The following is a 25122-nucleotide window of genomic DNA, read 5'->3' as shown; positions in this document are numbered from 1 at the left end:
GGCAAAAGTGCAAAGCAAGTCACGAGGTCGGATCGTCGCAAAGCCTGATGCAACACGTGTACGCCTGTGGCGCTGATCTGCACAGAAAAAATGTGGTGCAAATGCGCACGCCGGCGCCGCTGCGAGCCACGTTTTTGCTTCAAGCGCGGGCCGATTGGCATTAGGCATGGCCGATGCGAACCGCTTTTTACGCCCTTGCGCTTGTCGCGGGCCCCGCCCTGGCCGCGCCTGCCGATGACGTGTCCGAAGCGCGTTTGAAAGCGCGCGTCGAACGTCAGGTGGCGTTTGGCACGCGCCACACGCTGTCGACGCAGGATGATCCAAAACGCGGGATCGGCGCGGCACGCACCTGGGCCGAGGCAGATTTCCGCGAAAGCTGCGGGGATGCCGTCACAATCGTGAAGCCCGAGACCGTGATAACGGGCAAGCGTGTCCCGCAACCAACCCGGCTGATGGATGTGCTGGCGATCCAGCGCGGTACCGAGCGTCCTGACGAGGTGGTGATCGTCGAGGGCCACCTCGACAGCCGCCGCAGCGACCCGCTGGATGCCACCGGCGATTCACCGGGGGCCAATGACGATGCCTCGGGCACGGCGTTGGTGCTCGAATCCGCGCGCGTGCTGTGCCACCGACATTTTGCCGGAACCATTGTCTATGCGGTTGTCTCGGGCGAAGAACAGGGCCTGTATGGCGGCAAGCTGCTGGCCGATTATGCCCGCGCGCAGCATTGGACGGTCAAGGCCGTGCTCAACAACGATATCGTCGGCAATTCGCGCGGGTCGGACGGCCTGGTCGACCATACGCATGTTCGGGTTTTTTCCGAAGGCCCGCGGGGCAACGCCACCCCGGCGCTGGCCGAGGCACAGCGGTTGAACGGTGGCGAAAATGACAGCCCGTCGCGCAATCTGTCGCGCTATATCGCCGGGCTTGCCGATCCGGCGCTGGCGGTGCGCCAGATCTGGCGTGCCGATCGCATGGGGCGCGGCGGCGATCACCTGCCCTTTGAAGAGGCGGGCTATCCGGCGGTGCGCTTTACCGTCGCGGTCGAAAATTATGACGCGCAGCATCAGGACGTGCGCAAGGCCGACGGGCACGATTATGGCGACACCATCGACAAGATGGATTTCGCCTATCTTGCCAAGGTGACCCGGCTGAACGTGCGCGCGCTGGCGGCGCTGGCTGCTGCCCCGCTTGCGCCGACCGCCGATACCAAGGGTGCTGTGCAAACCTTTACCACGCTCAGCTGGAAGCCTGTCCCGGGTGCCGAAGGCTACGCCGTGTGGCGCCGTCGCACCGATGCGCCGGGCTGGGAGGAGAAAGTCCTGACCACCAGCGGCACGACAGTCCGGCTTGACGGCGTGCGCGCCGATGACTGGTTCTTCGGGGTCAGCGCGATTGCCGCCGATGGCAGCGCCAGCCCGATCGCATCGGCGCTGCCGGGGGGCGGGTTCTAGGTTGCAAAGGCGTCCCGGCGCGCGCATTGCGCAGGCAATGATCCGCAAAAATTCCCCCGAAAGATTGCCCCAGGGCATGCCGTCGCGCCAACAGGTGCTTGATTTCATCGCCACCAGTGCCGAGCCTGCGGGCAAGCGCGAGATTGCCAAGGCGTTCGGGCTGAAAGGCACCGAAAAGATCGCGTTGAAAGCCTTGTTGAAAGACATGGCCGAAGAAGGGCTGATCGACGGCAACCGCACCGCGTTTCACCGCATGGGCGGGGTGCCGCGCGTGTCGGTGCTGCGCGTGATCGAAATCGAGGATGGCGAACCTGTTGCAGTTCCCGACAACTGGCAGCCTGATGATGGCAGCGCGCCGCCGCGCCTGCGCGTGATCGAACAGCGCGGCAAGGGCGGGCGCAACGCAACCAAGGATGGCGCTGCCTTGCGCGTGGGCGACCGCGTGCTGGCGCGCAACGAGGAAACCGATGGCGGGTGGACCGCATTCCCGATCAAGAAACTGCCCTCGCAAGGTGAACAGGTGCTGGGCGTGGTCGAATTCGACGGCGCGGGCAAGGGATGGCTCGCTCCGGTAGACAAGCGCGTGCGCAATGCGGTGCCGATCGCCGATCTGGGCGGCGCCGGTGCGGGGCAACTGGTCATGGCCGAACCCGCCAGCCGATCGCCGCATGCCGGCGTCAAAGTGACGGCGGTGCTGGGTGATCCGCTGGCGCCGCGCGCATTCAGCCTGATTGCAATCCACAAGCACGGTATTCCCGTGGCCTTTGCCGGCGATGCGCTGGACGAGGCGCAACGCGCCGCGACGCTGCCGTTGAGCGACGACGCGCGCGAAGACCTGACGCACCTGCCGATCGTTGCAATCGACCCGAGTGATGCGCGTGATCACGACGATGCGATCTGGGCCGAACCCGATGGCGAAGGCGGTTTTCGCGCGGTGGTCGCCATCGCCGATGTCAGCTTTTACGTGCGGCCAGGCGGCGCGATCGATCGCGAAGCGCGCAAGCGCGGCAATTCGGTCTATTTTCCCGACCGCGTCGTGCCGATGCTGCCCGAGGTGTTGAGCGCCAATGTCTGCTCGTTGAAGGCCGATGCACCGCGCGCGGCAATGGCGTGCCATCTGACGATCGATCCGCAGGGCCGGGTCACCGCCTGGCGTTTCAGCCGCGCGCGCGTGCAGATTGCCGAAGTGATCGCTTATGAAGATGCGCAGGCGCGTATCGATGGCGGCACAGCGGGGGCAAACCTGCAAAACCTGTGGGCCGCATGGGATCTGCTGGCCAAGGCGCGCGCAGCGCGCGATCCGCTGGAACTGGAACTGCCCGAACGCCGCGTGCGTCTGGACGAGGCCGGGCGGATTGCCGAAATTGCGGTGCGCGAACGGCTTGATGCGCATCGCGTGGTCGAGGATTTCATGATCGCGGCCAACGTCGCTGCGGCCAAGGCGCTGGAGGCCAAGGTTGCCCCGGTGGTCTATCGCATTCACGAACCGCCGAGCCGTGAAAAACTGATCGCGCTGAAGGATTATCTTGCCACATTCGGGCGCAAGCTGTCGTTGGGGCAGGTGATTACGCCATCGCTGTTCAACCGCACGTTGAAGGATGTGACCGACGAAGCGGAAAAGATGCTGGTGATGGAGGCGGTTCTGCGCAGCCAGACCCAGGCCTATTACGGTCCGCGCAACGCCGGGCATTTCGGGCTCAGTCTTGGCAACTATGCCCATTTCACGTCGCCGATCCGGCGCTATTCGGATCTTCTGGTCCACCGGGCGCTGGTGGACGGTTATGGCCTGGAACAGCCGCGCCCAGCGGTTGAGGCTCGTGTGCCGGCCACCTCGGGCCTGGCCGATCGTGATCGTGTTGATCTGGCGCGGATCTGCGATGCCATCAGCAAGACCGAGCGACGCGCGATGGAGGCAGAGCGCGATACGATCGATCGCTATGTTGCGGCCTGGCTGTCGGTACGCGTCGGCGAAGTGTTTGATACGCGTCTGACCGGGGTGCAGAAATTCGGGGTGTTTGCCACGATCATCGGCCTGGGCGGCGATGGGCTGGTTCCGGTGTCGACGCTGGGTGCGGAACGCTTTGGCTATGACGAGAAAACCCAGCGCCTGATCGGCGAAGAGACCGGTACCGAATTTGCCATCGGCATGCTGATGAAGCTGCGTCTGGCCGAGGCCAATCCGCTGACCGGGGCGTTGAAATTCGAACCTGTCGAGATCGAAGCGGGGGCAGGCGGCATTGATCGGCGCGGCCGCCACCTGGCCGGCCGTGCGCCATTCGAGGGCAAACGCCCGGGACAGCATCTGGCGGGCAAGCGCGGCAGGCCGGGCAACATTCGCCATCAGGGCCGAAAGCGCTAGGCGGCGCGGACCAGTTCCGGCTGGCCGTTCGCATATCCATATCGGCCTATGCCATAATTCGTATGCGGCAGGCGCACCAAGCCTCTTGACCGGGGGCTGTGGTGTGGCGAAATGGTGCATAACCTGAAAAGGTCTGTTTTTAACCATAATGGCGATTATTCGCCACGCCACACGCCATAATGGCAAATGTCTACACCAGAACGGAACTCCGCCATGCCGATTGCCATCAAGATGCCTGCGCTGTCGCCGACCATGGAAGAAGGCACGCTTGCCAAATGGCTGGTCAAGGCCGGCGACACGGTGAAATCGGGCGACATTCTTGCCGAAATCGAAACCGACAAGGCAACGATGGAATTCGAGGCAGTGGATGAAGGTGTGGTCGTATCGATCGACATTCCCGAAGGCACCGAAGGGGTCAAGGTCGGCGCGGTGATCGCAACGATTGCCGGTGAAGATGAAGATGCAACACCCGCCGCCGCGCCGACGCCTGCCGCTGCGGCCAACCCGGCGCCGGTTGTGGCTTCTGCGGTTGCCGCGCCGGCTCCGGTTCCAGCTCCGGCTGCGGCACCGGTCGTGGCCGGCAATCGCGTGATCGCCAGCCCGCTGGCCAAGCGCCTTGCCGCGGAAAAGGGCATCGATCTTTCCACGATCAAGGGCAGCGGCCCCAATGGCCGTATCGTGCGCGCCGATCTTGAAGGCACAGCCGCACCGGCTGCGGCGCCAGCCGCAGCACCGGCGGCCGCGCCTGTTGCCGCCGCAACACCCGCGCCAGTGCCCGATTTTGGCATTCCTTATACGGCGGCGAAGCTCAACAACGTGCGCAAGACGATCGCGCGCCGCCTGACCGAAGCCAAACAGACCATTCCGCATATCTATCTGACGGTCGACGTGCGGCTTGATGCCCTGCTCAAGCTGCGCGCGCAGCTCAACACCGCGCTTGAGGCATCGGGCGTAAAGCTGTCGGTCAACGATCTGCTGATCAAGGCGCTGGCCAAGGCGCTGGTGCAGGTGCCCAAGTGCAATGTCAGCTTTGCCGGCGATGAATTGCGCAGCTTCAAACGCGCCGACATTTCGGTGGCGGTGGCGGCCCCCTCGGGCCTGATCACCCCGATCATCGTCGATGCCGGGGCCAAGTCGGTGTCGGCGATCGCCACCGAGATGAAGGCGCTGGCCGCCAAGGCGCGCGATGGCAAGCTGCAGCCACATGAATACCAGGGCGGAACCGCCAGCCTGTCCAATCTCGGCATGTTCGGGATCAAGCAGTTCGACGCGGTGATCAATCCGCCGCAGGCGATGATCCTGGCCGTAGGCGCGGGCGAGGCACGGCCCTATGTGGTGGACGGTGCGCTGGCTGTGGCAACCGTGATGTCGGCCACGGGCAGCTTTGACCACCGCGCGATCGATGGTGCCGACGGCGCCGAAATGATGCAGGCGTTCAAGGCGCTGGTCGAAAACCCGCTGGCGCTGGTTGCCTGACGGGCGCAGCGGTCATGAACGACCCGATCGCGGTTGATGGTCCCGCTGGTGAGCCGGCAATCCGCATCACTGCGATGCCGGCCGACGCCAATCCGGCCGGGGACATTTTTGGTGGCTGGCTGATGGCACAGATGGACATGGCTGCGGGTATCACTGCCGCGCGTCATTGCCAGGGACGCGCCGCGACGATCGCGGTGGAGGCCATGACATTCGAAAAGCCGGTGCATATCGGCGACGAAGTTTCGGTCTATGCCGTGCTGGCCTCGGTCGGGCGCACATCGATGGTGATCGATATCGAAGCCTGGCGTCGTGCGCGCACCGGTTACGAGCGCGAACGGGTGACCGAGGCGCGTTTTATCTTTGTGGCGATCGATGAAGATCGCCGTCCGCGGCCGGTCCCCCCGCTGCCGCAATCCACGCAGGGAGTTTGATGTGGCTGACACCTTTGACATGATCGTGCTGGGCTCTGGCCCCGGCGGCTATGTGGCAGCGATCCGGGGCGCACAGCTCGGTCTGAAAGTTGCCATTGTCGAGCGCGAGAATCTGGGCGGTATCTGCCTGAACTGGGGTTGCATCCCGACCAAGGCGCTGTTGCGTTCGGCCGAAGTGTATCACCAGATGCAGCATGCCAAAAACTACGGCCTGGCCGCCGACAACGTGCGCGCCGACATCGGCGCGGTGGTGGCGCGTTCGCGCGGGGTGGCCAAACAGCTGAACCAGGGCGTGACGCACCTGATGAAGAAGAACAAGATCACCGTGTTCATGGGCACCGGCACGCTGAAGGGCCCCGGCACGCTGGAAGTGACCGGCGACAAGGGCACCGAAGTGCTGACGGCAAAGAACATTGTCATCGCCACCGGGGCACGTGCGCGCGATCTGCCTTTTGCCAAAGCCGACGGCAACCGCGTGTGGACCTATCGCCACGCGATGACGCCCCGGGAATTGCCGAGCAGGTTGCTGGTGATCGGCTCGGGTGCAATCGGCATCGAATTCGCCAGTTTCTACAACGACATGGGTTCGAAAGTTACGGTCGTCGAGATGATGGATCGCGTCGTTCCGGTCGAAGATGCCGATGTGTCGGCGTTCCTGGAAAAAGCGCTGACCAAACAGGGCATGACGATCCTGACCGGCGCAGGCGTCGAATCGATCGATGTCGGGGCCGGCGGCGTCAAGGCGCGCATCAAGGGCAAGGACGGCAAGACTGTCGAAGACACGTTCAGCCATGTGATCGTCGCGGTGGGAATTGTTGCCAACACCGAAAACATCGGCCTGGAAACGGTGGGCGTGACCACCGACCGCGGCATCATCGCCATCGACGGCTATGGCCGCACCGGCGCCTCGGGCGTGTGGGCGATCGGCGACGTGACGCCGGGTCCATGGCTGGCGCACAAGGCCAGCCACGAGGGCGTGATCGTGGCCGAAGCAATCGCTGCCGACCTTGGCAACAAAGACGTCCATCCCCACCCGATGGACCGCAGCAATATCCCGGGTTGTACCTATTGCCACCCGCAGATCGCCAGCGTCGGCCTGACCGAGGCCAAGGCAAAAGACGCCGGATACACCGTGCGCGCGGGCACGTTCCCGTTGATCGGCAATGGCAAGGCGATCGCGCTGGGTGAGGCCGAGGGCTTTGTTAAGACCGTGTTCGATGCAAAGACCGGCGAACTGCTGGGCGCGCACATGATCGGCGCCGAAGTGACCGAAATGATCCAGGGTTTTGTCGTGGGCAAGACGCTGGAAACCACCGAAACCGAATTGATGCACACAGTGTTCCCGCATCCCACGGTCAGCGAGGCAATGCATGAATCGGTGCTGGCCGCATATGGCCGGGCGCTGCACATCTGACGGCCGTCTGGCGCGAAAAAAAAGGGGCGCTGCCGGGTGTGCCGGCAGTGCCCCTTTTTTGTTTCACCCGGCGCTCAGTATTGCGACGTATCGCCGGCCGGGGGCATGGTGCGCGCGTCAAAGATCGCGCGCTGTGCCGGGGTCAATACCCCATAAAACGCCTTCAGCGCACGCGACTGGCGTTGCAGATCGATCAGTTCCTGCTGCATTTCCGCCTCGACCAGATCCATGCGATGCGGCGAATCAAGCGTGCGGAACAGGCCCGAAGCGGCGCGACGGCGCGCCTGGGCCTGCTCGGGAATGTCCGATGCGCTGCGGTACACCTGCCACGCCCCTTCCTGCGAAGAGGTCAGTTGCAGCGCCTGGTGCAAAACTTCGACCGGTGACTGCTGGGTGGTCTGCGCCTGCGCATGTGCTGCAAACATCAGACCTGCAACACCGACGCCTGTCAGAACCAGCCGCTTGAAACCCGGACGCGCCTCAATTGCAGCCATTGGTCACCCAGTGATAGCGTTTTTCGGTTTCGTTCCATTGCCAGTTGCCACAGGCCTGCGCTTGCGGTGCGGCCGCCTGCGGTGCGGGCTGGTTGGCCATCGGCGGGGCATCGCCCGGCGCAGGTGCCGGCGCCACGGTCGCGCCGTAATAGGGGTAATAGGGATAGCCGTAATAGCCATAGGGGTAACCCCAGAACCACGGATCCGACCAATAGCCGAGATAGAGGCCGAACGCGGGGCCGTAATAGCCATAATGCCCACGATAGCCGTGATAATAGCCGCCGCCGTGATAGCCGCCGTAATATCCGCCATGGAAACCGCCGCCGCGATAGCCGCCACCGGCCCGGGCGCCGCCACTGCTATGCATGCCACCGGCGTGGCCACCGCCGCCGCCGCCACCGGGATGTCCGCCGGCGTGGGCTGCAACCGGAACGACAGCAAGCGCTGCTGCCGCGATCAAGCTGGAGAGAAGTTTCATCGCAAAATCCTTTCCCGACGGCGCCAGACCCGCTGACGCCCTGCTGCCGAGGTCCCGCGTCAGATGACGCCAGACCGATCGCAAAGGCAAGGCGAAACCAACACGCAGACACCGTTCCTGAATGCGAAATTACCATATTTTGCTGAACGGCGGCTGACTGGTTGCCCAAACCTTGCGCGTTCCCTTCGGGGCATGCCGCGTGTGGGCAAACGCACGATGCGCCCATCGGCCGGGGCCGGGGCGGTGTTGCCCACGGAATGCCTGTGTCACACCGAACGCGTGCGCAGCCCCTTGGCGCTGCGGTTGGCGATGGCAAACCGCGGCATACCGATCCTGCCACTGGCCAGAAGGCCGGCCTGCTTGGTCAGGAATTCCTCGGTGTTGCGGGGCACACCGGCGGCAACCAGGTGGTGCTGCATGAAGCGATGCCGGGTACACAGCCCGCCGTTGCCGTCGCTGACCAGTTCGCGTCCGAACCTTATGCCCTGGCTCGAATCGCGTGACCGCACCACCGTTGCCATTTCGAACTGGCCTTCGCCGAAATCCATCATGAACACGGTGTCCAGCGGCACATCGAGCAGCCCTTCGATCAGCGCGCCCGATACCGACAGGTTGCGCAGCGTCACCGGGTAATAATGATCTTCGTGGATCACCCCGATCGCGCGGAACATCGCGCGCCGTTCGTGACGCTGTTTGGCCGGGCCTTCGGGCTCGATCACCCATTCGTCGGCTGGCACGTCTTTGAACAGGTCTTCGACCGGCACCGGTTTGCTGAAGATATAGCCCTGGACCTGCCTGATCTTCAGATCGCGCACCATGTCCAGTTGGTCAAAGGTTTCGACCCCTTCGGCGATCGTATCCATGTCGAGCGCCGCCGCCAGTGTCACGATCGCGGCAATGATCGCGCGATTGCGATTGGCATTGCTGGTGGCACCCCGGACAAAGCTTTGGTCGATCTTGATCTTGTCGAACGGCGCGTTCTTCAGATAGGCCAGGCTGGAATAGCCGGTTCCGAAATCGTCCAGCACCAGCCGCACGCCCAGGCCCTTGAGCGTTTTGAACATGGCGTCGGTGGTTTCGCCTTCCTGCAGGAACACGCTTTCGGTGATCTCGAGTTCCAGACGGTCGGGATCAAGCCCTGTGGCCGACAGCGCCATTGCCACAACATTGGGAAACAAGGGGTCGGCAAACTGGACCGGCGAAACGTTTACCGCCACCCGGATCGAAGACGGCCATTTGACCGCATCCTCGCATGCCTTGCGCAGGATCCATTCGCCGATGCGGCAGATCATGGTCGATTCTTCGGCAATCGGGATGAACAACGCCGGCGAGATCAGCCCGCGTTCGGGATGATTCCACCGCACCAGCGCCTCGGTGCCGACGACCTTGTGGTTGGCGATGTTGACCAGCGGCTGATAGCGCAGTTCGAATTCACCATTGATCAGGGCATCGTGCATCGTTTCTTCGAGATGCCGGCGCTGTTCGGCGGTTTCGAGCATTTCGGTCGAATAGAACCGGAAACGCCCGCGCCCGGAATGTTTGGCGGCATAAAGCGCAAGATCGGCGTTGCGCACCACGTCGTCGACGGTTTCGCCGTCGTAGGGGCTGACTGCGATGCCCACCGACGCGCCGATCGTGCAGCGATTGCCTTCGATCGAATAAGGTTCCGACAGCATGGTGATGATCTGGCCCGCCAGATCCCCCAGCCGCCCGCGATCCTCGACATCGGGCATCATGATCTGGAATTCGTCGCCACCCAGCCGGCAGATCCGCTGCTTGTCACCCACCACCTTGATCAGGCGCTGGGCCACCTGTTTGAGCAGCGTATCGCCCACGGCATGGCCCAGGGTATCGTTGACCTGCTTGAAGCGGTCGAGATCGATCAGCATCACCGTACAAGGCCGGCGTTGCGGCGCAAACGCAGCGAAAGTGCGTTCCAGCACGCTGGTCATCCGGCGACGATTGGACAGCCCGGTCAAGGCATCGGTCGTCGCCAGTTGCGAGGCTTCTGCAGCGGTCTGGCGATCGCGGGTAACATCGACGATGTGGCCCCGAAAACCGCTGAACTGGCCGATTGCGTCAGCCATCGGTTCGCCCGATACCGACCACAGCGTTTCGACATCGCCGTGTTCGCTGCGTGCGATCACCGCTTCAAAGCGGCCCTTGCGCGCGAAGACGAAGGGCAATGTGCGCTGACCGTCGATGCCGGCGCGCGGCGCCACGAACAGGCTGAGGAAATCCTTGCCCGTCGGCGTATCGCTGTGCGCCAGTGGTGCAGCCAATGTCCTGGTCAGGTAGGTGATGCGCCCCTCGGCATCGGTCGACCAGAACCCGCCCAGGTTCAACGCTTCGAACGTGCTGCACATGTCTTCCGCGGCCAAGCCGACCAGATCGTGTGACTGCACAGGCGCAGCGCGCGCCGGTGCGGTGGCACTCTGGTTCTTGAAACGGGAATAGATGCTGGCCACGCAGGGTATGCCTTCATGAAAGATCTGTCAGCCGGTGCGTTAACACGCGGTATCTTTCAAATAGGTAAAATGCCGCCACGACGCGGCTTTGCCCGCTGGTTCGGCAGGCGGCTGCGGTCAGCCCTGCTGCATCACGGTGCGGATCCAGTCGCGCAAGATAATGACGGCGGGGCGCGGCGCGATGCGGCTGCGCGGCAGCAGGATGTAATGGCGTTGGTCGTGGTGGAGCACGATGTCATGCGGCCGCACCACCCATCCGCGCGCCAGGTGCAGCCGGCATAATTGCGCATCGATGATCGCACAGCCCGCACCTGCCGCCACCAGCTCGATCGCAGTGGCCGAGGTATCCACGGTGCAGCGTGCCTGGATGGTGGTGCCAGGCCAACCCAGCTGATCGGTCAGTTTGCGCCACAGGTTTTCCATGCCCAGGATGTGGATCGGCGCAGTCTGCGCCATGGCCAGCAGCGTTGTCCCGGGGTCGGGTCCGAAGTCCGTACCTGGCGGGTACAACGGATACGACACGCCCTGCGACAGCGCGTTCACCTCGTAGTCGGGCCATTGGCCAGTGCCATAACGGATTTCCAGTTCGGCGCGGGCGTTGTCGGGATTGTCGTTCCAGATCGACGTGTGCACCTGCACCCGGATTTCGGGATAGGCCTGGCAAAAGGCATGCAGGATGCCGGGCAGCCGCAAACTGGCAAAACTCGCCGCGCAGCGCAGCGTGACCGACGTTTCGCCTTGCATCCCGAACAACGCAACCGTGGCCGCCGAAAAATCGTTCAGCAGCCCAGCAACCATCGGGGCATAGGTGCGGCCGATCCCGGTCAGGCGGATGCCCCGGGGCAGCCGTTCAAACAGGGCAAAGCCCAGCCTGGTTTCCAGGTTCCGGATGTGCTGCCCCACCGCCGCCGGCGTCAGCGCCAGCTCCTGCGCCGCGCGGGCAAAGCTCAGATGCCGTGCGCAAGCATCGAACGTGCGGATCCATGGCAGGTGGAGCAGGGGGTCTGACATGACTTTCGCTAAAAAGATTATGGGCCTAACGGGTCTTTTATATTGTTTGAACCACGGTGTCCAAGCTGGCAGCGTTCGGATCGGGACGGAACAAAGGTTCAGACGCATTGGACACGTTCGATTTCATTGTGGTGGGCGCGGGGTCGGCGGGGTGTGTCGTGGCCGAGCGGTTGACCGCGGGGCAGGGCGGCACCGTGCTGTTGCTCGAAGCCGGCGGAACCGATCGTCGTTTCTGGATCAGAACCCCGATCGGCTATGGCAAGACGTTTGACGATCCGCGCGTGAACTGGAAATACCGGTCCGAACCCGATCCGCAGACCGGCGCGCGCCAGGCCTATTACCCGCGCGGCAAAGTGCTGGGCGGCTCAAGCTCGATCAACGCCATGGTCTGGTGCCGCGGACTGCCGGCCGATTATGACGATTGGGGGCAAGCGGGCAATCCGGGCTGGAACGCGGCATCGGCCTGGGCTGCGTTTGCCGCGCTCGAACGGCGCAAGGCCGACAGCGGCGCGATCAGCGGATCGGGTCCGCTGTGGGTTGAATCGCGCGCAGGCGACCATCACCCGATCACCCGGCATTTTATGGCCGGCGCGCAGCAGGCAGGATTTGCGGTTATCGATGATCTCAATGCCGACCCTTGCGAAGGGGTCGCACCGTACGTGATCAACACGCGCGGCGGGCGCCGCTGGTCGAGTGCGGATGCGTTCCTGCGGCCTGCGTTGCGACGCGCAAACCTGGTGTTGCGCACCGGTGCCCTGATCGATCGGGTGATCATCGAACAGGGCCGCGCCACGGGCGTGCGCTATGCGCGGGGCGGGCAATGGCTTGAGGCGCGCGCGCGGCGCGAAGTGATCGTGTGCGCAGGTGCAATCGGTTCACCGGCAATCCTGATGCGATCGGGCATCGGGCCGGCCGACATGCTGCGCGATGCCGGGATTGCGGTCCGCGTTGCCAACGCGGCGGTGGGCGCAAACCTGCAGGATCATCTGGGGCTGGATTACCATTACAAGGCCAACCGGCCGACGCTGAACCAGCAACTGGGCACGCGTGCGGGCCAAGTGGCGGCGGGTATCCGCTATCTTTTGAACCGTACCGGGCCGCTCAGCCTGAGCATGAACCAGATCGGGGGCCTGGTGCGCAGCACACCGCAGGCCGCGCGCCCGGATATTCAGCTCTATTTCAATCCGATCAGCTATTCGCGCGGCACCGCCGGCAAAAAACAGCTGACCCGGCCCGACCCCTGGGCCGGGTTCATCATCGGGTTCAACGCCTGCCGACCGACATCACAAGGCCATGTCGCAATCTGCGCATCCGATCCGCAAACCCCGCCCAGGATCGTGCCCAATTACCTGACGACACTGCGCGACCACGCCGACGTGATCGCGGCTGCGCGGGTGATCGAACGACTGGCGCGCACGCCCGCTGTCCGTGCCATCACGCTTGCGCCCAATGGGTTTACCCCCGAAGGCGCCGACGATGCAGCGATCCTTGATGATTTTCGCGCGCGCAGCGGCACCGTCCACCATTTGTGCGGCACCTGCCGCATGGCGCCGGTCGATCGGGGCGGGGTGGTCGATGCCCAATTGCGGGTGCATGGCGTGGCAGGCCTGCGCGTGATCGATGCCTCGATCTTTCCCAATATCACCTCTGCCAACACCCATGCGCCCACCGTGATGACCGCGTGGCGCGGGGCAGAGATCATTCTGACATCCCTCTACGGAGCATCGTGATGACGGCCATTGCCCGCCTTGAAACCTTTGCCACGCCCGATGTGACCATGGTGCGTCTGACCACGGCCGATGGCGGTATCGGCTGGGGCCAGACATCGACCTACAACGCCGACATCACTGCGCAGATCTTTCACCGCCAGGTCGCCCCCTGGGTGCTGGGCCACGACGCCTGCGATATCGCAGGTGCGGTGCGGATCGTCGAGGAACGCGAACACAAGTATCCCGGTTCATACCGCTGCCGCGCGCTGGCCGGGCTCGACACCGCGATGTGGGACTGGCGCGGGCGCCGCGAAGGGGTGCCGGTGGCCACGCTGCTGGGCGGAGGACCCAAAAAGCTGCGCGCCTATGCCTCGTCGATGAAGCGCGACATCACCCCCGAAGACGAAGCGCGCCGGTTGCAGCATTTGCGCGATACACTGGGGTTTGATGCGTTCAAATGGCGGGTCGGTGCCGAATGCGGGCGCGATAGCGACGAATGGCCGGGCCGTACCGAGGCCGTGGTGCCGGTGGTGGCGCGTGCACTGGGGGGCGATGTCGCCAAACTGGTCGACGCCAACAGCGGTTTCAGCCCGGCGCGCGCGATCGAAGTGGGCCGTTTGCTTGAACAGGAAGGCATTTCCCATTTCGAAGAACCATGCCCCTATTGGGAACTGGAACAGACCGCGCAAGTGACCGCAGCACTCGATCTGGATGTGACCGGCGGCGAACAGGATTGCGATCTGAACGTGTGGAAACGCATGCTCGACATGCGCGCGGTCGATATCGTGCAGCCCGACGTCATGTACATGGGCGGGATCTGGCGCACGCTCAAAGTGGTCGAACTGGCGCGCGCCGCCGGGGTTCCGGTAACCCCGCACAGCGCCAACCTGTCACTCGTGACGATGTGCACCGCGCATCTTCTGGCTGCGATCCCCAATGCGGGCAAATACCTGGAACTTTCGATCGAACGCGAAGACTATTACCCCTGGCAATACGGCCTGTTCCGCAACGATCCGTTCCGTGTGGAGGATGGCTGCATCAACGTGACGGACGAGCCGGGCTGGGGTGTCGAAATTGCGCCCGACTGGCTCGATCGGGCGCATTATCAGGTTACCGAACGCGACTGAACCTGACTGCAGCGCGAACGCTGCCTAGCAAAGGGTGACAAACGGTTTTTGGCTGGCGGCAAGCACATCATTGCCCTTGTCATCGGTCAGCCGGACCAGATGCACGCCCTTTTCGGTGGCCAGCGCGACCAGCGTGTCGATGCCACCGTTGGCTTCGACCCATTTGAGGTTGCGCTGGCTCATCGTGGCGGCGCCCTGCGCAACCGAATCCACCCACGTTTCGAACGCACCCATCGCGAACACTCCTGATCTGACGCAAGTGCGATTGTCCCATGCTCGATCAATGTCAGCAAGTGGCGCCGGGCACCTTGGCACAATCGCGCAATCTGTTGCGATCAGGCGGGATTGTGCCGGTTGTCGCGTGGGTTCGGGACCTGCGTTAACGCGCCGGCCCCTATCATTTTGGCGGACAGGGTGGGATTCGAACCCACGGTGAGCTTGCACCCACGGCGGTTTTCAAGACCGCTGCCTTAAACCACTCGGCCACCTGTCCATCGCAGCCCGTCGCACCTTTGCGGCAGGGGGGCTGTTTTTGCAGGTGGCCGTCGATACTGTTGCGCACAGCGATGGCAAGGGTTTTTTATGCGGTCCCGGATTGTCGGCCGGCGCAGATGGGGGATTCACAGCGGGCAAGCGCTGTGCGACAAGGTTGGGCATGATCAGATTGATGACATGCCTTGCGCTGGCCTTGGCCGTGGGTGCCGGATTGCCCGACGCGCGGGCACAGAATGCCAGCACCGCGGGCACCATCGTGCCTGCTGCGCCCATCACTTTTACCGCGTTCATGCAAACGCTGGCGCAACGCGCACGCGCCGAAGGGGTTAGCGACGCGACCATCCATGCGGTGATCGACGGGCTGACCTATGATCCCGACGTGGTGCACCACGATCGCGCACAGCCCGGGGTATCACCTGCCTATGCGCCGCGATTCGAACCCTATCGCCGCACCCACGTCGATGCCGGCCGCATCGCCCGCGGACGCGCGATCTATGCCGCGTCGGGTCCGCTGATTGCCGGGATCGAGGCGCGCTATGGCGTGCCCGGGCCGATCGTGCTGGCGATCTGGGGGCACGAGACCAATTTCGGCAGCTTTACCGGCAATTACGATCTGCCGCGCGCAATCGCATCGCTGGCCTTTGAAGGGCGGCGGCGCACGCTGTTTTCGGGTGAATTCATCGCCCTGCTGAAAATGATCGATCGCGGGGTGCCGCGCGCGAAATTGCAGGGCAGTTGGGCCGGGGCCTTTGGCAATCCGCAGTTTCTGCCAAGCGTCTATTTGCGCGTGGCGCAGGATGCCGATGGCGACGGGCTGGCCGATATCTGGACCAACCGCGCCGATACCCTGGCCTCGATCGCCAATTATTTCCGCGATGCGGGGTGGCGGCGGGGCGAGCCCTGGGGGATCGGCGTGACCATCCCTGCAGGGTTTGATCGTACCGCCATGGCCAATCGCCTGGTCAGCCCGCGCTGTCCGCAAGTGTTCATGCGCCATTCGCGCTGGCGCACGATCGCCGAATGGCGCGCGGCCGGAATTTTGCCTGCGCACGCAGCATGGCCCGACGATCGCATGCAGGCGACATTGTTCGAACCCGATGGGCCAGGTCACCCCGCCTGGCTGCTAACCGGAAATTATCGAGTTATCCTCGATTACAACTGTTCGAACTATTACGCCCTTTCGGTAGGATTGCTGGCCGATGAAATCCATCACTAACCGCGCGTCTGTCATGGCAGCGCTTGCCACCCTGGCGCTGTATCCCGCAGGCGCGCATGCCGCGCATCGCGCTGCGCCGGCCGCGCCATCGGCCGGGCCCGAGGCGGACTATCCGATTACAGTGGGTGACGCCTATGCGGTCGGCGGCGTGACCTATACGCCTGCCGACACGCTGAACTACGACGCAGTCGGCTATGCCCACGCCGGCACCGAGGGCACAGGCATCAGCGGCGCACACCATTCGCTGCCGCTGCCGTGTTATGTCGAGGTTACTTCGCTCGACAGCGGGCACACCATTCTGGTCCGGCTTGACCGGCGCGGGCCGATGAACGGCAAACAACTGGTCGAACTGTCGCCCGCGGCCTGGGCACAGCTGGGCCTGCCTGCCGGCACCGATGCGCCGGTGCGCGTGCGGCGCGTCAATCCGCCCGAGCCCGAACGCGCGCTTTTGCGCAGTGGTGGCCATGCCCCCGACCGGATGGAAACCCCGCCGGGCCTGCGCGCAGCACTGCGCCGCAAGCTGGTGGTGGCAACACCTGCAACCCCCGGCGAGCCGCCATCCGCCACGCTGTCAAGCACACCGCCACAGGTCACCACCCGGATGATGCCCGCCAGGACCATCGCACCCGCGCCGCCACCGGCGCCAACCCCTGTGCCCGCTGTTCCCAGACCTGCAGCAGCCAAACCTGCGCCAGCCAAGGTTGGGACAACAAAGCCTGCCACACCCAATCCGGCCCCGGCGAAACCGGCCCCGCCAAAGCCTGCACCGGCCGCACCGCCCGCGCATGCAGCCGCCAGGCCGCTGGTGGTGCAGGTTGCTGCGTTTGCATCGAAAGAACGCGCGGAAAAGGCCGCAAAGCAGGTTGGCGGCAACGTCGAACCTGCGGGAAAGCTGTGGCGGGTGCGAATTCCGGCAGGTGATGACAATCAGGCAAGGGCCGCACTGGCGAAGGCGAAACAGTCGGGCTATGCGGGGGCAATAATCCTGCACCACGATTGATCGGGGGCAGCCCAGCCAGAAGATTGCTACGCCCGCGAATGAAACGTCTGTTCCTGTCTGCCGTCGCCCTGTGTGCGCTGATCGCGCCCGCCTCTTTTGCACCCGTCGCGGCGCGAGGCGGGCCTGCCGCTTCGGTCAATCCGTCGGTGATGCCCGAAATCACCGCACCGACCGCCTATATGGTCGACGTCAATTCGGGGCGCGTGCTGTTTGCGCGCGATGCGCATCGCCGGTTTGTGCCCGCGTCGCTGACCAAGATCATGACCAGTTATGTCGCGTTTGAACTGATCAGTCAGGGCAAGCTGAAGCTGGATCAGACGTTCGTGATGGATTCGCCCACATTCCGGCAGTGGCACGGCGTGGGCAGCACGATGTTCCTGGGGGAAAACAGCCACACCACCGTTGCCGAACTGCTCGACGGGATCGTGACGGTTTCGGCCAACGACGGATGTATCGTGCTGGCGCAGGGGATCGCCGGATCGGTGCCGGGCTTTACGGCGATGATGAACGATGCGGCCAGACGGCTTGGCCTGCGCGACACCCATTACAACACGCCCAACGGGTGGATGGATCAGGGGCAGACGTATGTCTCGGCGGCCGACCTGGCCACGCTGTCGATGGCGCTGATCACGCGGCATCCCGATCTTTATCACCGGTTTTATGGCCATGAACGCGGTGAATTCAACGGCATCGCGCAGGCCAATCACAACCCGCTTTATGGTCATACGCCTGGCGCCGATGGCGTGAAGACCGGCTTTACCGGCGAAGCGGGCTATGGCTTTGTCGGGTCGGTGCTTCGCGCAGACCGGCGCGTCCTGTTTGTGCTGGGCGGTTATCCGCGCCCGATCGAGCGCACCGAGCAGTCACGGCAATTGGCCGAATGGGGCTTTGCCGCGTGGGATGAACATCCGATCCTGGCCGCCGGCGCAAAAGTCGCTGTTGCACCGGTGCAGGGCGGTGCCGCGCGCAGCGTCGAACTGGTGACCCCGCGGGCCTATGGCCTGACTGTGGCGCATGGTGCGGCGGCGCAATACACGCTGGCAGTGCGTTACAAAACCCCGCTGACCGCGCCCATTGCCAAAGGCGAAGAGGTGGCCAGCCTGATCGTGCGCGCGCCCGGACAGCCGATTGCCCGGCTGCCACTGGTGGCGGGCGCCGATATTGCCAGGGGCGGGATGCTCGACCGGCTGCGCAACGGCTTTGCCGCCCTGTTCAAACCATGACACGCGGCCGGTTCATCGCGCTCGAAGGCGGCGAAGGCGTGGGCAAATCCACGCAATTGCGCCTGTTGTCCGATGCCTTGCGCGCACGCGGCCACGGCGTTGTTACCACGCGCGAGCCGGGCGGCACCGCGGGTGCCGAGGCGATTCGCGCGATGCTGCTCGACACCACGGGCGAAGGCTGGGGGCCGCGGGCAGAAGCGTTGCTGTTTGCCGCCGCGCGCGCCGATCACGTGGCGCGGCTGATCCGCCCGGCGCTCGATCGTGGCGATTGGGTGCTGACCGACCGCTATATCGATTCCACCCGCGCCTATCAGGGCGGGGGCAGCGGGCTTGACGATGCCGATCTGATGACGCTTCACCGCATCGGCAGCCAGGGCCTGCTGCCCGACCGCACGGTGGTGTTGCAGCTTGATCCGGCACTGGTGACCCAGCGCCTGGCCGCGCGCGATCGCGGGCATAGCGATCGGATCGGCGGGCGCGATGCAGCCTATCACGCGCGCGTCGCCGCCGCATTTCGCGGATATGCCGATGCCGAACCCGATCGCTTTGCGCTGGTCGACGCAGCCGGCACGCCCGAACGGGTGCACGCGCGCGTGATCGCAGCGATCGACGCATGTTGATCGGTCACGAGCCGGTCTGGCGCGAATGGCATGCCGCGCGCGCCGGTCGGCGCATGCACCACGCCTGGATGCTGGTAGGACGCGAAGGCCTGGGCAAAGCGGCCTTTGCCCGCGCTGCGGCCATCGAACTGGTCGCAGAGACCGGCGTGCCGCAGCCCGCCGCCGAACAACACCCCGACATCCTGTGGCTGACCCCGCTGCCCGCCAATGAAGACGAGGTGAAAAAGCGCGACGACGGACGCCCCTATGCCACCAAGCGCAATATCAGCGTCGACCAGGTGCGCGCGATGCAGCGCCGGCTGGTGACCCGACCGACGCTGGGCTCGCGGCGCGCGGTGATCATCGATGCCGCCGATCTGCTTGAAAAGGGATCGGCCAATGCCCTGCTGAAAAGCCTGGAAGAACCCCCGCAGGGCACATTTTTCCTGCTGGTGGTGCACCAGCCCGGGCGCCTGTTGCCGACACTTCGCTCGCGGTGCCAGGTGCTGCGGTTTCAGACGCTCGAGGCTGCCGATCTGGGCCGCGCCCTCGATGCGCAGGCGCCGGCGCTTGATCCGCTGACGCGCGAGGCGGCGATTGCGGTGGGTTCGGGTTCGCCCGGCGCGGCGCTGGCCTTTGCCGAACAGGATCTGGGCAAGGCGTGGCAGATCATGCGGCAGATCGTCGCACGGGGCGATGCCGACATGACATTGCGCGCAGGCCTGTCGGCAATCATTGGCCAACGACCCGATCGCGATCGCCAGATGGCAGCGCTGACCGCGGCGCGCATGGTGCTGGTGGATGCGATGGGCGGCAGCCACGATTCCGCCGCACTGGCCGACGCACATGCCGCGCTGGTCGTGCTGGCGCGCGAGGCGCCCACCTACAACTATGATCCCGGGCTGCTTATGCTCGAAATCGGTACCTTGCTGGCAGGCGTGGCGCGTATTAGGGCACGGGCGAGTTGATCACACGATCGGCGCCAAACAGGAAGTGACCGTCCCGATGGGCGAACCGTATTACGTTACCACCGCGATATCCTATCCCAATGGCCGCCCGCATATCGGCCATGCCTACGAAGCCATTGCCGCCGACACGATCGTGCGGTTCATGCGTTCGGTCGGGCGTGATGCGCGGCTGCAGACGGGCACCGACGAACACGGTCTGAAAATGGCGCAAAAGGCGCGCGAGCTGGGCGTGACCCCGCAGCAGCTTGCCGATGAAATGGCGCAACATTTCAAGGATATGTGCGCGGGACTGAATATTGAACATGACGTATTCATCCGCACGTCCGAGCCGCGCCACCATGCCGCCACCCGGGAATTGTGGCGGCGGATGCAGGCCAGCGGCGATCTCTATCTCGATCGCTACGAAGGCTGGTACTCGGTGCGTGACGAGGCCTATTACGATGAAAGCGAACTGATCGCGGGCGAGGGCGGAGCCAGGCTGTCACCGCAGGGCACCCCGGTTGAATGGACCGTTGAGGAAAGCTGGTTTTTCCGTCTGTCGAAGTATGGCGAACGACTGCTGGCGCTGTACCGCGACAATCCCGATTTCATCCGGCCCGAAAGCCGGCGCAACGAGATCATGCGGTTTGTCGAAGGCGGGCTGCGCGATCTGTCGGTTTCGCGCACCAGTTTTGACTGGGGGGTGCGCGTGCCGGCCAACGAGGGCGATGTTCCGGCGCACGTGATGTATGTCTGGGTCGACGCGCTGACCAATTACCTGACCGGATTGGGATGGCCCGACGAAACAGAGGAATTCAAACGCTTCTGGCCGGCCGATCTTCATCTGATCGGCAAGGACATTGTGCGGTTCCACACCGTCTATTGGCCGGCGTTCCTGATGAGCGCGGGGCTGCCGCTGCCCAAATCGGTGTTTGGCCACGGGTTCCTGCTCAATCGCGGGCAAAAGGAATCAAAGTCGCTGGGCAACGTGACCGATCCGCTTGATCTGGCGGCGCGTTTCGGGGTGGATCCGCTGCGCTATTTCCTGATGCGCGAAATCGCGTTCGGGCAGGACGGGTCCTATTCGACCGAGGCGATTGCGTTGCGGTGCAACGCCGAACTGTCCAACAGCTTTGGCAACCTGGTGCAGCGCACGCTGTCGATGATTTTCAAGAACTGCGGCGGCGAGATCGCGTCATTTGCCAGCACCGAGGCAGACGACACGCTGCTGGCACTGGTGGCAGAAGCGACACGCGACGAATTGCCGCGCGAATTTGCCGCGCTGAACTTCTCGGCCGGGATCGAGGCGTGGATGCGCGCTGTGTTTGCCTGCAACGCCTATGTTGACGAACAGGCCCCCTGGGCCTTGCGCAAGACCGATCCCGACCGGATGCGCGCGGTGCTTTGTACGCTGTTCATGGCGATCCGCGATCTGACCATCGCGATCCTGCCGGTGGTGCCTGGAACCGCGCACAAGATCCTGGATCAACTTGGTATTCCGGTTGACCAGCGTGGCATTGCCGATCTGGCCCGGGCGGACTGGTATTGGGCCCGCGTGGCCACCGGCGAACGCCTATGCGCACCAGTTGGCGCCTTTCCGCGGATCGAACTCGATCTGCAGGATGCTGTGGCCTGATGCTGATCGATTCGCATTGTCACCTCAATTACAAGGGGTTGGTCGAGGATCAGGATGCAATCCTGAACCGCGCACGGGCGCGCGGCGTGCGTGGATTTGTCAACATCTCCACCCGTCAAAGCGAATGGGACGCGGTGATCGCCACTGCGCATCGTCACACCGATGTCTGGGCGAGTGTCGGCATCCATCCGCACGAGGCCGACGACCATGCCGACCTGGGTGCGGCCGTTCTGGCCGAGGCGACGCGTGATCCGCGCGTGGTCGCGATCGGTGAAACCGGGCTCGATTATTATTACGATCATTCGGACCGACAGGTGCAACAGGCGTTGTTTCGCACGCATATCGGCGTGGCGCGCGATACCGGCCTGCCGCTGGTCATCCACACCCGCGATGCCGAGGATGATACGCTGGCAATCCTGACCGACGAAATGGGGAAGGGGGCCTTTCCCGCGTTGATCCACTGTTTCACCGCCTCGGCCAATTTCGGCCAGGCGGTGCTTGATCTGGGCCTGACAATTTCGTTGTCGGGCATCGTTACGTTCAAATCTGCCAAAGACTTGGCGGTGTTTGCTGCGCAAATACCCGAAGATCGGCTGCTGGTCGAAACCGATGCGCCGTTTCTGGCGCCGGTACCGCATCGCGGTAAGGTGTGCGAACCGGCCTTTGTGTCCGATACGCTTGCCTGCGTTGCCGGATTGCGCGGTGTCACCGTCGAGGCGCTGGCCGAGACAACCGGCGCCAATTTTCGCACGCTGTTTGCAAAGGCTGCACTGTGAAACTGATCATGCTTGGATCGGGCACATCGACCGGGGTGCCACGCATCGGCAACGACTGGGGCGAATGCGATCCCGCCGAACCACGCAACCGCCGCACCCGCGTGGCGATCGTGGTTGAAGGCGATGACGGGGCGCGGTTGCTGGTCGACACACCGCCCGATCTGCGCACACAATTGCTGGCCACCGACATCGGCCGGATCGACGCGGTGCTGTGGACGCACGACCATGCCGATCACACACACGGCATCGACGATTTGCGCGCCTTGCGCATGGGCCGTGCGGCGCCGATCGCCGCCTATGGCTCGGATGAAACCGTGCGGCGCCTGCGCATGCGCTTTGGCTATGTCTTTGCCGGACAGCACGGCTATCCCACGATCTGCAACATCGACAATCTGGATCGGGTGCGGATCGTTGCAGGGATCGGCATCAGCCATTGCGAAATGCCCCACGGCCCGGCGATGTCGACCGCATATCGGTTTGATCAGGGAGGAAAATCAATCGGTTACGCAACAGACTTCAGCGAAATTACCGAGGACATGGTGGCGCTGTTCGACCGTGTCGATGTGCTGGTGGTCGATGCCTTGCGGCGCAATCCGCATCCGACACATGCGCATCTGGCAATGGCGATCGAATTTGCCGAGCGCACCCGCGCGGGGCGTGCGATCCTGACCCATCTTGATAAATCGATGGATTATCACGCGTTGTGTGAAGAGCTGCCTGGTCACATCGAGCCTGGCTATGACGGGCTGGAGCGCGTGGTATGACCGTGTTTCACGCGTTCGGCGATTTCACCACCGATGACTGGGTGCGCATGGTGGGCATCGCCATGGCGCTGACATTGGTGATCGCAGCGATGGCGGGGCGCGTGTCGCGCGTTCCGCGATCGGCGTGGCCGGCACTGCTGTGGATGGCAGTTGCATGGGCGGTGATCATCGCCGCGGCCGCGTTGGCGTTCCAGCATTACAAGCCCGGTGGCTTGTGAAGGGGGCACGCTTGGATCGCACCGGTCCGTGCTTCATTTAACATAATCATTATTATCGAACCGAGGTCCGGATGGTCAGGGAATGACCGGCTTGCCGTCCTTCATCTCGACCAGCCCCATGCTGTTGCCTGCTGGATCGGTGAACAGGCCAAGCACCGCGACGCCTTTGACGGCAAACCCGCGATGCACGATCTTGCCGCCGTGCGCCTCGACCTGCGCCAAAGTTGCGTCGATATCGTCGACCCCGAGATAAACAATCTTGTCCGCCGGATCCTGCCGCAGCGCCCCTGCCAGACTGCCACCGCTGACAGGCACCGAAACCGTGCCGCCAGGCCTGATCTGCCATCCGAACACCGCGCGGTAGAATGCCGCCTGTCTGGCGGCGTCTGGCCCGGCAATATCGAAGAACACGATCGGGGCTGGCACGGATGCGCCATGGGCAAGGACCGGCATGGCGCACATGACAAGCGTGCTGATGGCCGTGCGAATCATTCTGCATCGCTCCGTTCTGGTCGGGCGCGTGATTTGCGCTTGTTTTCCCGTGTCGGTTGTTCGACGTTGTCGCGGGCATATATTCGGGGACAGGGGATGATATGGCAAGATGCTGTCTGATTGTGGCGCTGGCCGCAATACCCGTTCTGGCGCAACCGGCGCTGGGGCAGGCTGCCGATCCCTATGATCCCCCTTCCCTGACATTTACGCCCGACGCCGCGGCCGCGCAGGATTTTGACAAGTATTTCTATTTTCATCGCACCGAGACGTCGTTTGCGCAGGCACTGGCCGACATCATGGAATGCGATAATTTTGCGCGGGCGACCGATTTCGGCATGTTCAGCGGATCGCGCCAGCTTATGACGCGCAAGGCCAATCTCCGCGTGTGCATGGGCTACAAGGGGTATCGACGCTATGGCCTGCCACGGGCGATCTGGCAGAGCTTCAATTCCGACGCGGTGAAACCGGAACCGACCGAGGCCGAGCGCACGCGAATGGTCATTCAGCAGGCCCGCGCCGCATCCGGCCCCTTGCCCGCGCAGCCGGAGCTGAAATAATGCGCTGGATGCAAAGCGTTGCGGTGCTTGCCGCCATCGTATCGGCCGCAGGCACGGCCCGGGCGCAAGAGATCGCCCAGGCCGAACAGATCGGCGGCAGCGGGCCGGTCCAGATCAATCCAACGCTGTCCTATGTGCTGTTCCGCCTTGCCCAGAAAAGCGAGATGCGGTTCCTGCGCATTCCAACCCAGGCCGAACGCGCCAAGCAAGAGGCAAACCGCGCGTTTGAACTGGTGCGTGCCCAATCCAAAAACCCGGACCTGACCGAGGCGGAATTCCAGCTGCCGCCGCTTGAATTGTACAATTTCATCAACACCACCATGGGCCCGGTGTTTGACAAACAGGATGGGCAATATCTCTATCTGATCGCGGTGCGGCCCGGGTCTTACGTGATCTATGGCCATATGTGGCTGAGCGGGCCGGGTGACGCCGAAACCTGTTTCTGCCTTGGCACCGTGCAATTCGATGCGCGCGCGGGCCAGGTGGTGGATATCGGCCGCATCCGGCTGAACGACGATTGGGATGGCACGCCCCTGCCGCCCAATCCGGCGGGCAACCGCCCCTTTGCGCTGATCCCGCCAGGGCCGGGCATCGTGCCGCCGGGCGATCGGTTGCAGGGCGTGACGATTACCCCCGCACGGTTTCACGCGACGGGCAAGATGCCCAACTATTTCGGCGCCCTGATCGATCGCCTGCCGCCGATCCCCGGCGTGCTCGATTACGATCGCGATACAGTCATCGATGTGGCGTCCGGTCATCGTCTTCCCTGAATCGACAA

General features: G+C 63.9%; 24 protein-coding genes and 1 tRNA gene. 18 read left to right on the top strand and 7 right to left on the bottom strand.

Features of this window, described 5'->3' with window-relative positions; translation table 11 throughout:
• Positions 1-173 precede the first annotated feature (173 nt).
• The 5 genes from G404_RS0105700 (at position 174) to lpdA (ending at position 7134) form a co-directional block, all read left to right on the top strand.
• A complete protein-coding gene (locus G404_RS0105700; RefSeq protein WP_028640225.1) occupies positions 174-1454 on the top strand; it encodes a M28 family peptidase in 1281 nt (426 codons plus the stop codon).
• A 76-nt stretch (positions 1455-1530) separates the two neighbouring features.
• Positions 1531-3813 carry a ribonuclease R family protein gene (locus G404_RS0105695; protein ID WP_245584408.1) on the top strand — a complete coding sequence of 761 codons (2283 nt, stop codon included), beginning with the start codon at positions 1531-1533 and terminating at the stop codon, positions 3811-3813.
• 213 nt (positions 3814-4026) lie between these two features.
• Positions 4027-5289 carry a pyruvate dehydrogenase complex dihydrolipoamide acetyltransferase gene (locus G404_RS0105690; protein WP_028640223.1) on the top strand — a complete coding sequence of 421 codons (1263 nt, stop codon included), beginning with the start codon at positions 4027-4029 and terminating at the stop codon, positions 5287-5289.
• A 14-nt stretch (positions 5290-5303) separates the two neighbouring features.
• Positions 5304-5720, top strand: coding sequence for an acyl-CoA thioesterase (locus G404_RS0105685; protein WP_051280257.1), 417 nt, complete (start codon positions 5304-5306; stop codon positions 5718-5720).
• 1 nt (position 5721) lies between these two features.
• A complete protein-coding gene (gene lpdA, locus G404_RS0105680) occupies positions 5722-7134 on the top strand; it encodes a dihydrolipoyl dehydrogenase (RefSeq protein ID WP_028640221.1) in 1413 nt (470 codons plus the stop codon).
• A gap of 74 nt (positions 7135-7208) precedes the next feature.
• On the opposite strand, the gene G404_RS0105675 is transcribed toward lpdA, so the two are convergent.
• From G404_RS0105675 to G404_RS0105660, 4 genes are all read right to left on the bottom strand, one after another.
• Complete coding sequence (locus G404_RS0105675) at positions 7209-7628, bottom strand: Spy/CpxP family protein refolding chaperone (protein WP_028640220.1); 420 nt, start codon at positions 7626-7628, stop codon at positions 7209-7211.
• A complete protein-coding gene (locus G404_RS18250) occupies positions 7615-8106 on the bottom strand; it encodes a hypothetical protein (protein WP_156906214.1) in 492 nt (163 codons plus the stop codon). The genes G404_RS0105675 and G404_RS18250 overlap by 14 nt, the downstream gene beginning before the upstream one ends.
• 266 nt (positions 8107-8372) lie before the next feature.
• Positions 8373-10574, bottom strand: a complete 2202-nt coding sequence (locus tag G404_RS18245) for a putative bifunctional diguanylate cyclase/phosphodiesterase (RefSeq protein ID WP_051280253.1) — start codon at positions 10572-10574, stop codon at positions 8373-8375.
• A gap of 117 nt (positions 10575-10691) precedes the next feature.
• Positions 10692-11585, bottom strand: coding sequence for a LysR family transcriptional regulator (locus G404_RS0105660; RefSeq protein ID WP_028640219.1), 894 nt, complete (start codon positions 11583-11585; stop codon positions 10692-10694).
• Between the two features lie 107 nt (positions 11586-11692).
• Between G404_RS0105660 and G404_RS0105655 the strand changes: the two genes are divergently transcribed.
• A complete protein-coding gene (locus G404_RS0105655; RefSeq protein ID WP_028640218.1) occupies positions 11693-13315 on the top strand; it encodes a GMC family oxidoreductase in 1623 nt (540 codons plus the stop codon).
• A complete protein-coding gene (locus tag G404_RS0105650) occupies positions 13315-14421 on the top strand; it encodes a mandelate racemase/muconate lactonizing enzyme family protein (RefSeq protein ID WP_036520572.1) in 1107 nt (368 codons plus the stop codon). The genes G404_RS0105655 and G404_RS0105650 overlap by 1 nt, the downstream gene beginning before the upstream one ends.
• Positions 14422-14445: 24 nt before the next feature.
• Here the strand turns inward: G404_RS0105650 and G404_RS0105645 are convergent, their stop codons facing one another.
• Both G404_RS0105645 and G404_RS0105640 read right to left on the bottom strand, forming a co-directional pair.
• Positions 14446-14655 (bottom strand): hypothetical protein, encoded by a 210-nt coding sequence (locus tag G404_RS0105645; protein WP_028640216.1) that lies wholly within the window; start codon positions 14653-14655, stop codon positions 14446-14448.
• A gap of 169 nt (positions 14656-14824) precedes the next feature.
• A tRNA-Ser gene (locus G404_RS0105640) sits at positions 14825-14914 on the bottom strand.
• A 162-nt stretch (positions 14915-15076) separates the two neighbouring features.
• On the opposite strand from G404_RS0105640, the gene G404_RS0105635 reads away from it, so the two are divergent.
• From G404_RS0105635 to G404_RS0105595, 9 genes are read left to right on the top strand one after another with little or no spacing between them, the layout of a single operon-like run.
• Positions 15077-16132: a lytic murein transglycosylase gene (locus G404_RS0105635; protein ID WP_084601074.1), complete on the top strand. Its 1056-nt coding sequence runs from the start codon at positions 15077-15079 to the stop codon at positions 16130-16132.
• The gene (locus tag G404_RS0105630; RefSeq protein WP_028640214.1) at positions 16116-17132 is read left to right on the top strand and encodes an SPOR domain-containing protein; all 1017 of its coding nucleotides are present in this window, start codon (positions 16116-16118) and stop codon (positions 17130-17132) included. Before G404_RS0105635 ends, G404_RS0105630 begins: the two co-directional genes overlap by 17 nt.
• 38 nt (positions 17133-17170) lie before the next feature.
• Positions 17171-18355 (top strand): D-alanyl-D-alanine carboxypeptidase family protein, encoded by a 1185-nt coding sequence (locus G404_RS0105625; protein WP_028640213.1) that lies wholly within the window; start codon positions 17171-17173, stop codon positions 18353-18355.
• Positions 18352-18975 carry a dTMP kinase gene (gene tmk, locus G404_RS0105620; RefSeq protein WP_028640212.1) on the top strand — a complete coding sequence of 208 codons (624 nt, stop codon included), beginning with the start codon at positions 18352-18354 and terminating at the stop codon, positions 18973-18975. Before G404_RS0105625 ends, tmk begins: the two co-directional genes overlap by 4 nt.
• Complete coding sequence (locus G404_RS0105615; protein ID WP_028640211.1) at positions 18969-19922, top strand: DNA polymerase III subunit delta'; 954 nt, start codon at positions 18969-18971, stop codon at positions 19920-19922. Before tmk ends, G404_RS0105615 begins: the two co-directional genes overlap by 7 nt.
• A 37-nt stretch (positions 19923-19959) precedes the next feature.
• The gene (metG, locus tag G404_RS0105610; RefSeq protein WP_028640210.1) at positions 19960-21537 is read left to right on the top strand and encodes a methionine--tRNA ligase; all 1578 of its coding nucleotides are present in this window, start codon (positions 19960-19962) and stop codon (positions 21535-21537) included.
• Entirely contained in the window at positions 21537-22313 is a 777-nt protein-coding gene (locus tag G404_RS0105605) for a TatD family hydrolase (RefSeq protein ID WP_028640209.1), read from the top strand. Before metG ends, G404_RS0105605 begins: the two co-directional genes overlap by 1 nt.
• A complete protein-coding gene (locus G404_RS0105600; protein WP_028640208.1) occupies positions 22310-23077 on the top strand; it encodes an MBL fold metallo-hydrolase in 768 nt (255 codons plus the stop codon). Before G404_RS0105605 ends, G404_RS0105600 begins: the two co-directional genes overlap by 4 nt.
• Positions 23074-23295, top strand: a complete 222-nt coding sequence (locus G404_RS0105595; RefSeq protein WP_028640207.1) for a hypothetical protein — start codon at positions 23074-23076, stop codon at positions 23293-23295. Before G404_RS0105600 ends, G404_RS0105595 begins: the two co-directional genes overlap by 4 nt.
• A gap of 75 nt (positions 23296-23370) precedes the next feature.
• Here G404_RS0105595 and G404_RS19775 read toward each other — a convergent pair whose 3' ends face one another.
• On the bottom strand, positions 23371-23787 hold the full coding sequence (locus G404_RS19775) for a VOC family protein (protein ID WP_051280252.1): 417 nt from the start codon (positions 23785-23787) through the stop codon (positions 23371-23373).
• A 122-nt stretch (positions 23788-23909) separates the two neighbouring features.
• On the opposite strand from G404_RS19775, the gene G404_RS0105585 reads away from it, so the two are divergent.
• Both G404_RS0105585 and G404_RS0105580 read left to right on the top strand, forming a co-directional pair.
• On the top strand, positions 23910-24344 hold the full coding sequence (locus G404_RS0105585; protein ID WP_156906213.1) for a hypothetical protein: 435 nt from the start codon (positions 23910-23912) through the stop codon (positions 24342-24344).
• Positions 24344-25114: a hypothetical protein gene (locus G404_RS0105580; RefSeq protein WP_028640205.1), complete on the top strand. Its 771-nt coding sequence runs from the start codon at positions 24344-24346 to the stop codon at positions 25112-25114. Before G404_RS0105585 ends, G404_RS0105580 begins: the two co-directional genes overlap by 1 nt.
• Positions 25115-25122: the final 8 nt, after the last annotated feature.

It is taken from the genome of Novosphingobium acidiphilum DSM 19966, from assembly GCF_000429005.1.
GTDB lineage: Bacteria > Pseudomonadota > Alphaproteobacteria > Sphingomonadales > Sphingomonadaceae > Novosphingobium > Novosphingobium acidiphilum.
Note: the sequence above shows the minus strand (reverse complement) of the source record. Positions and strands in the feature narration are given on the sequence as shown.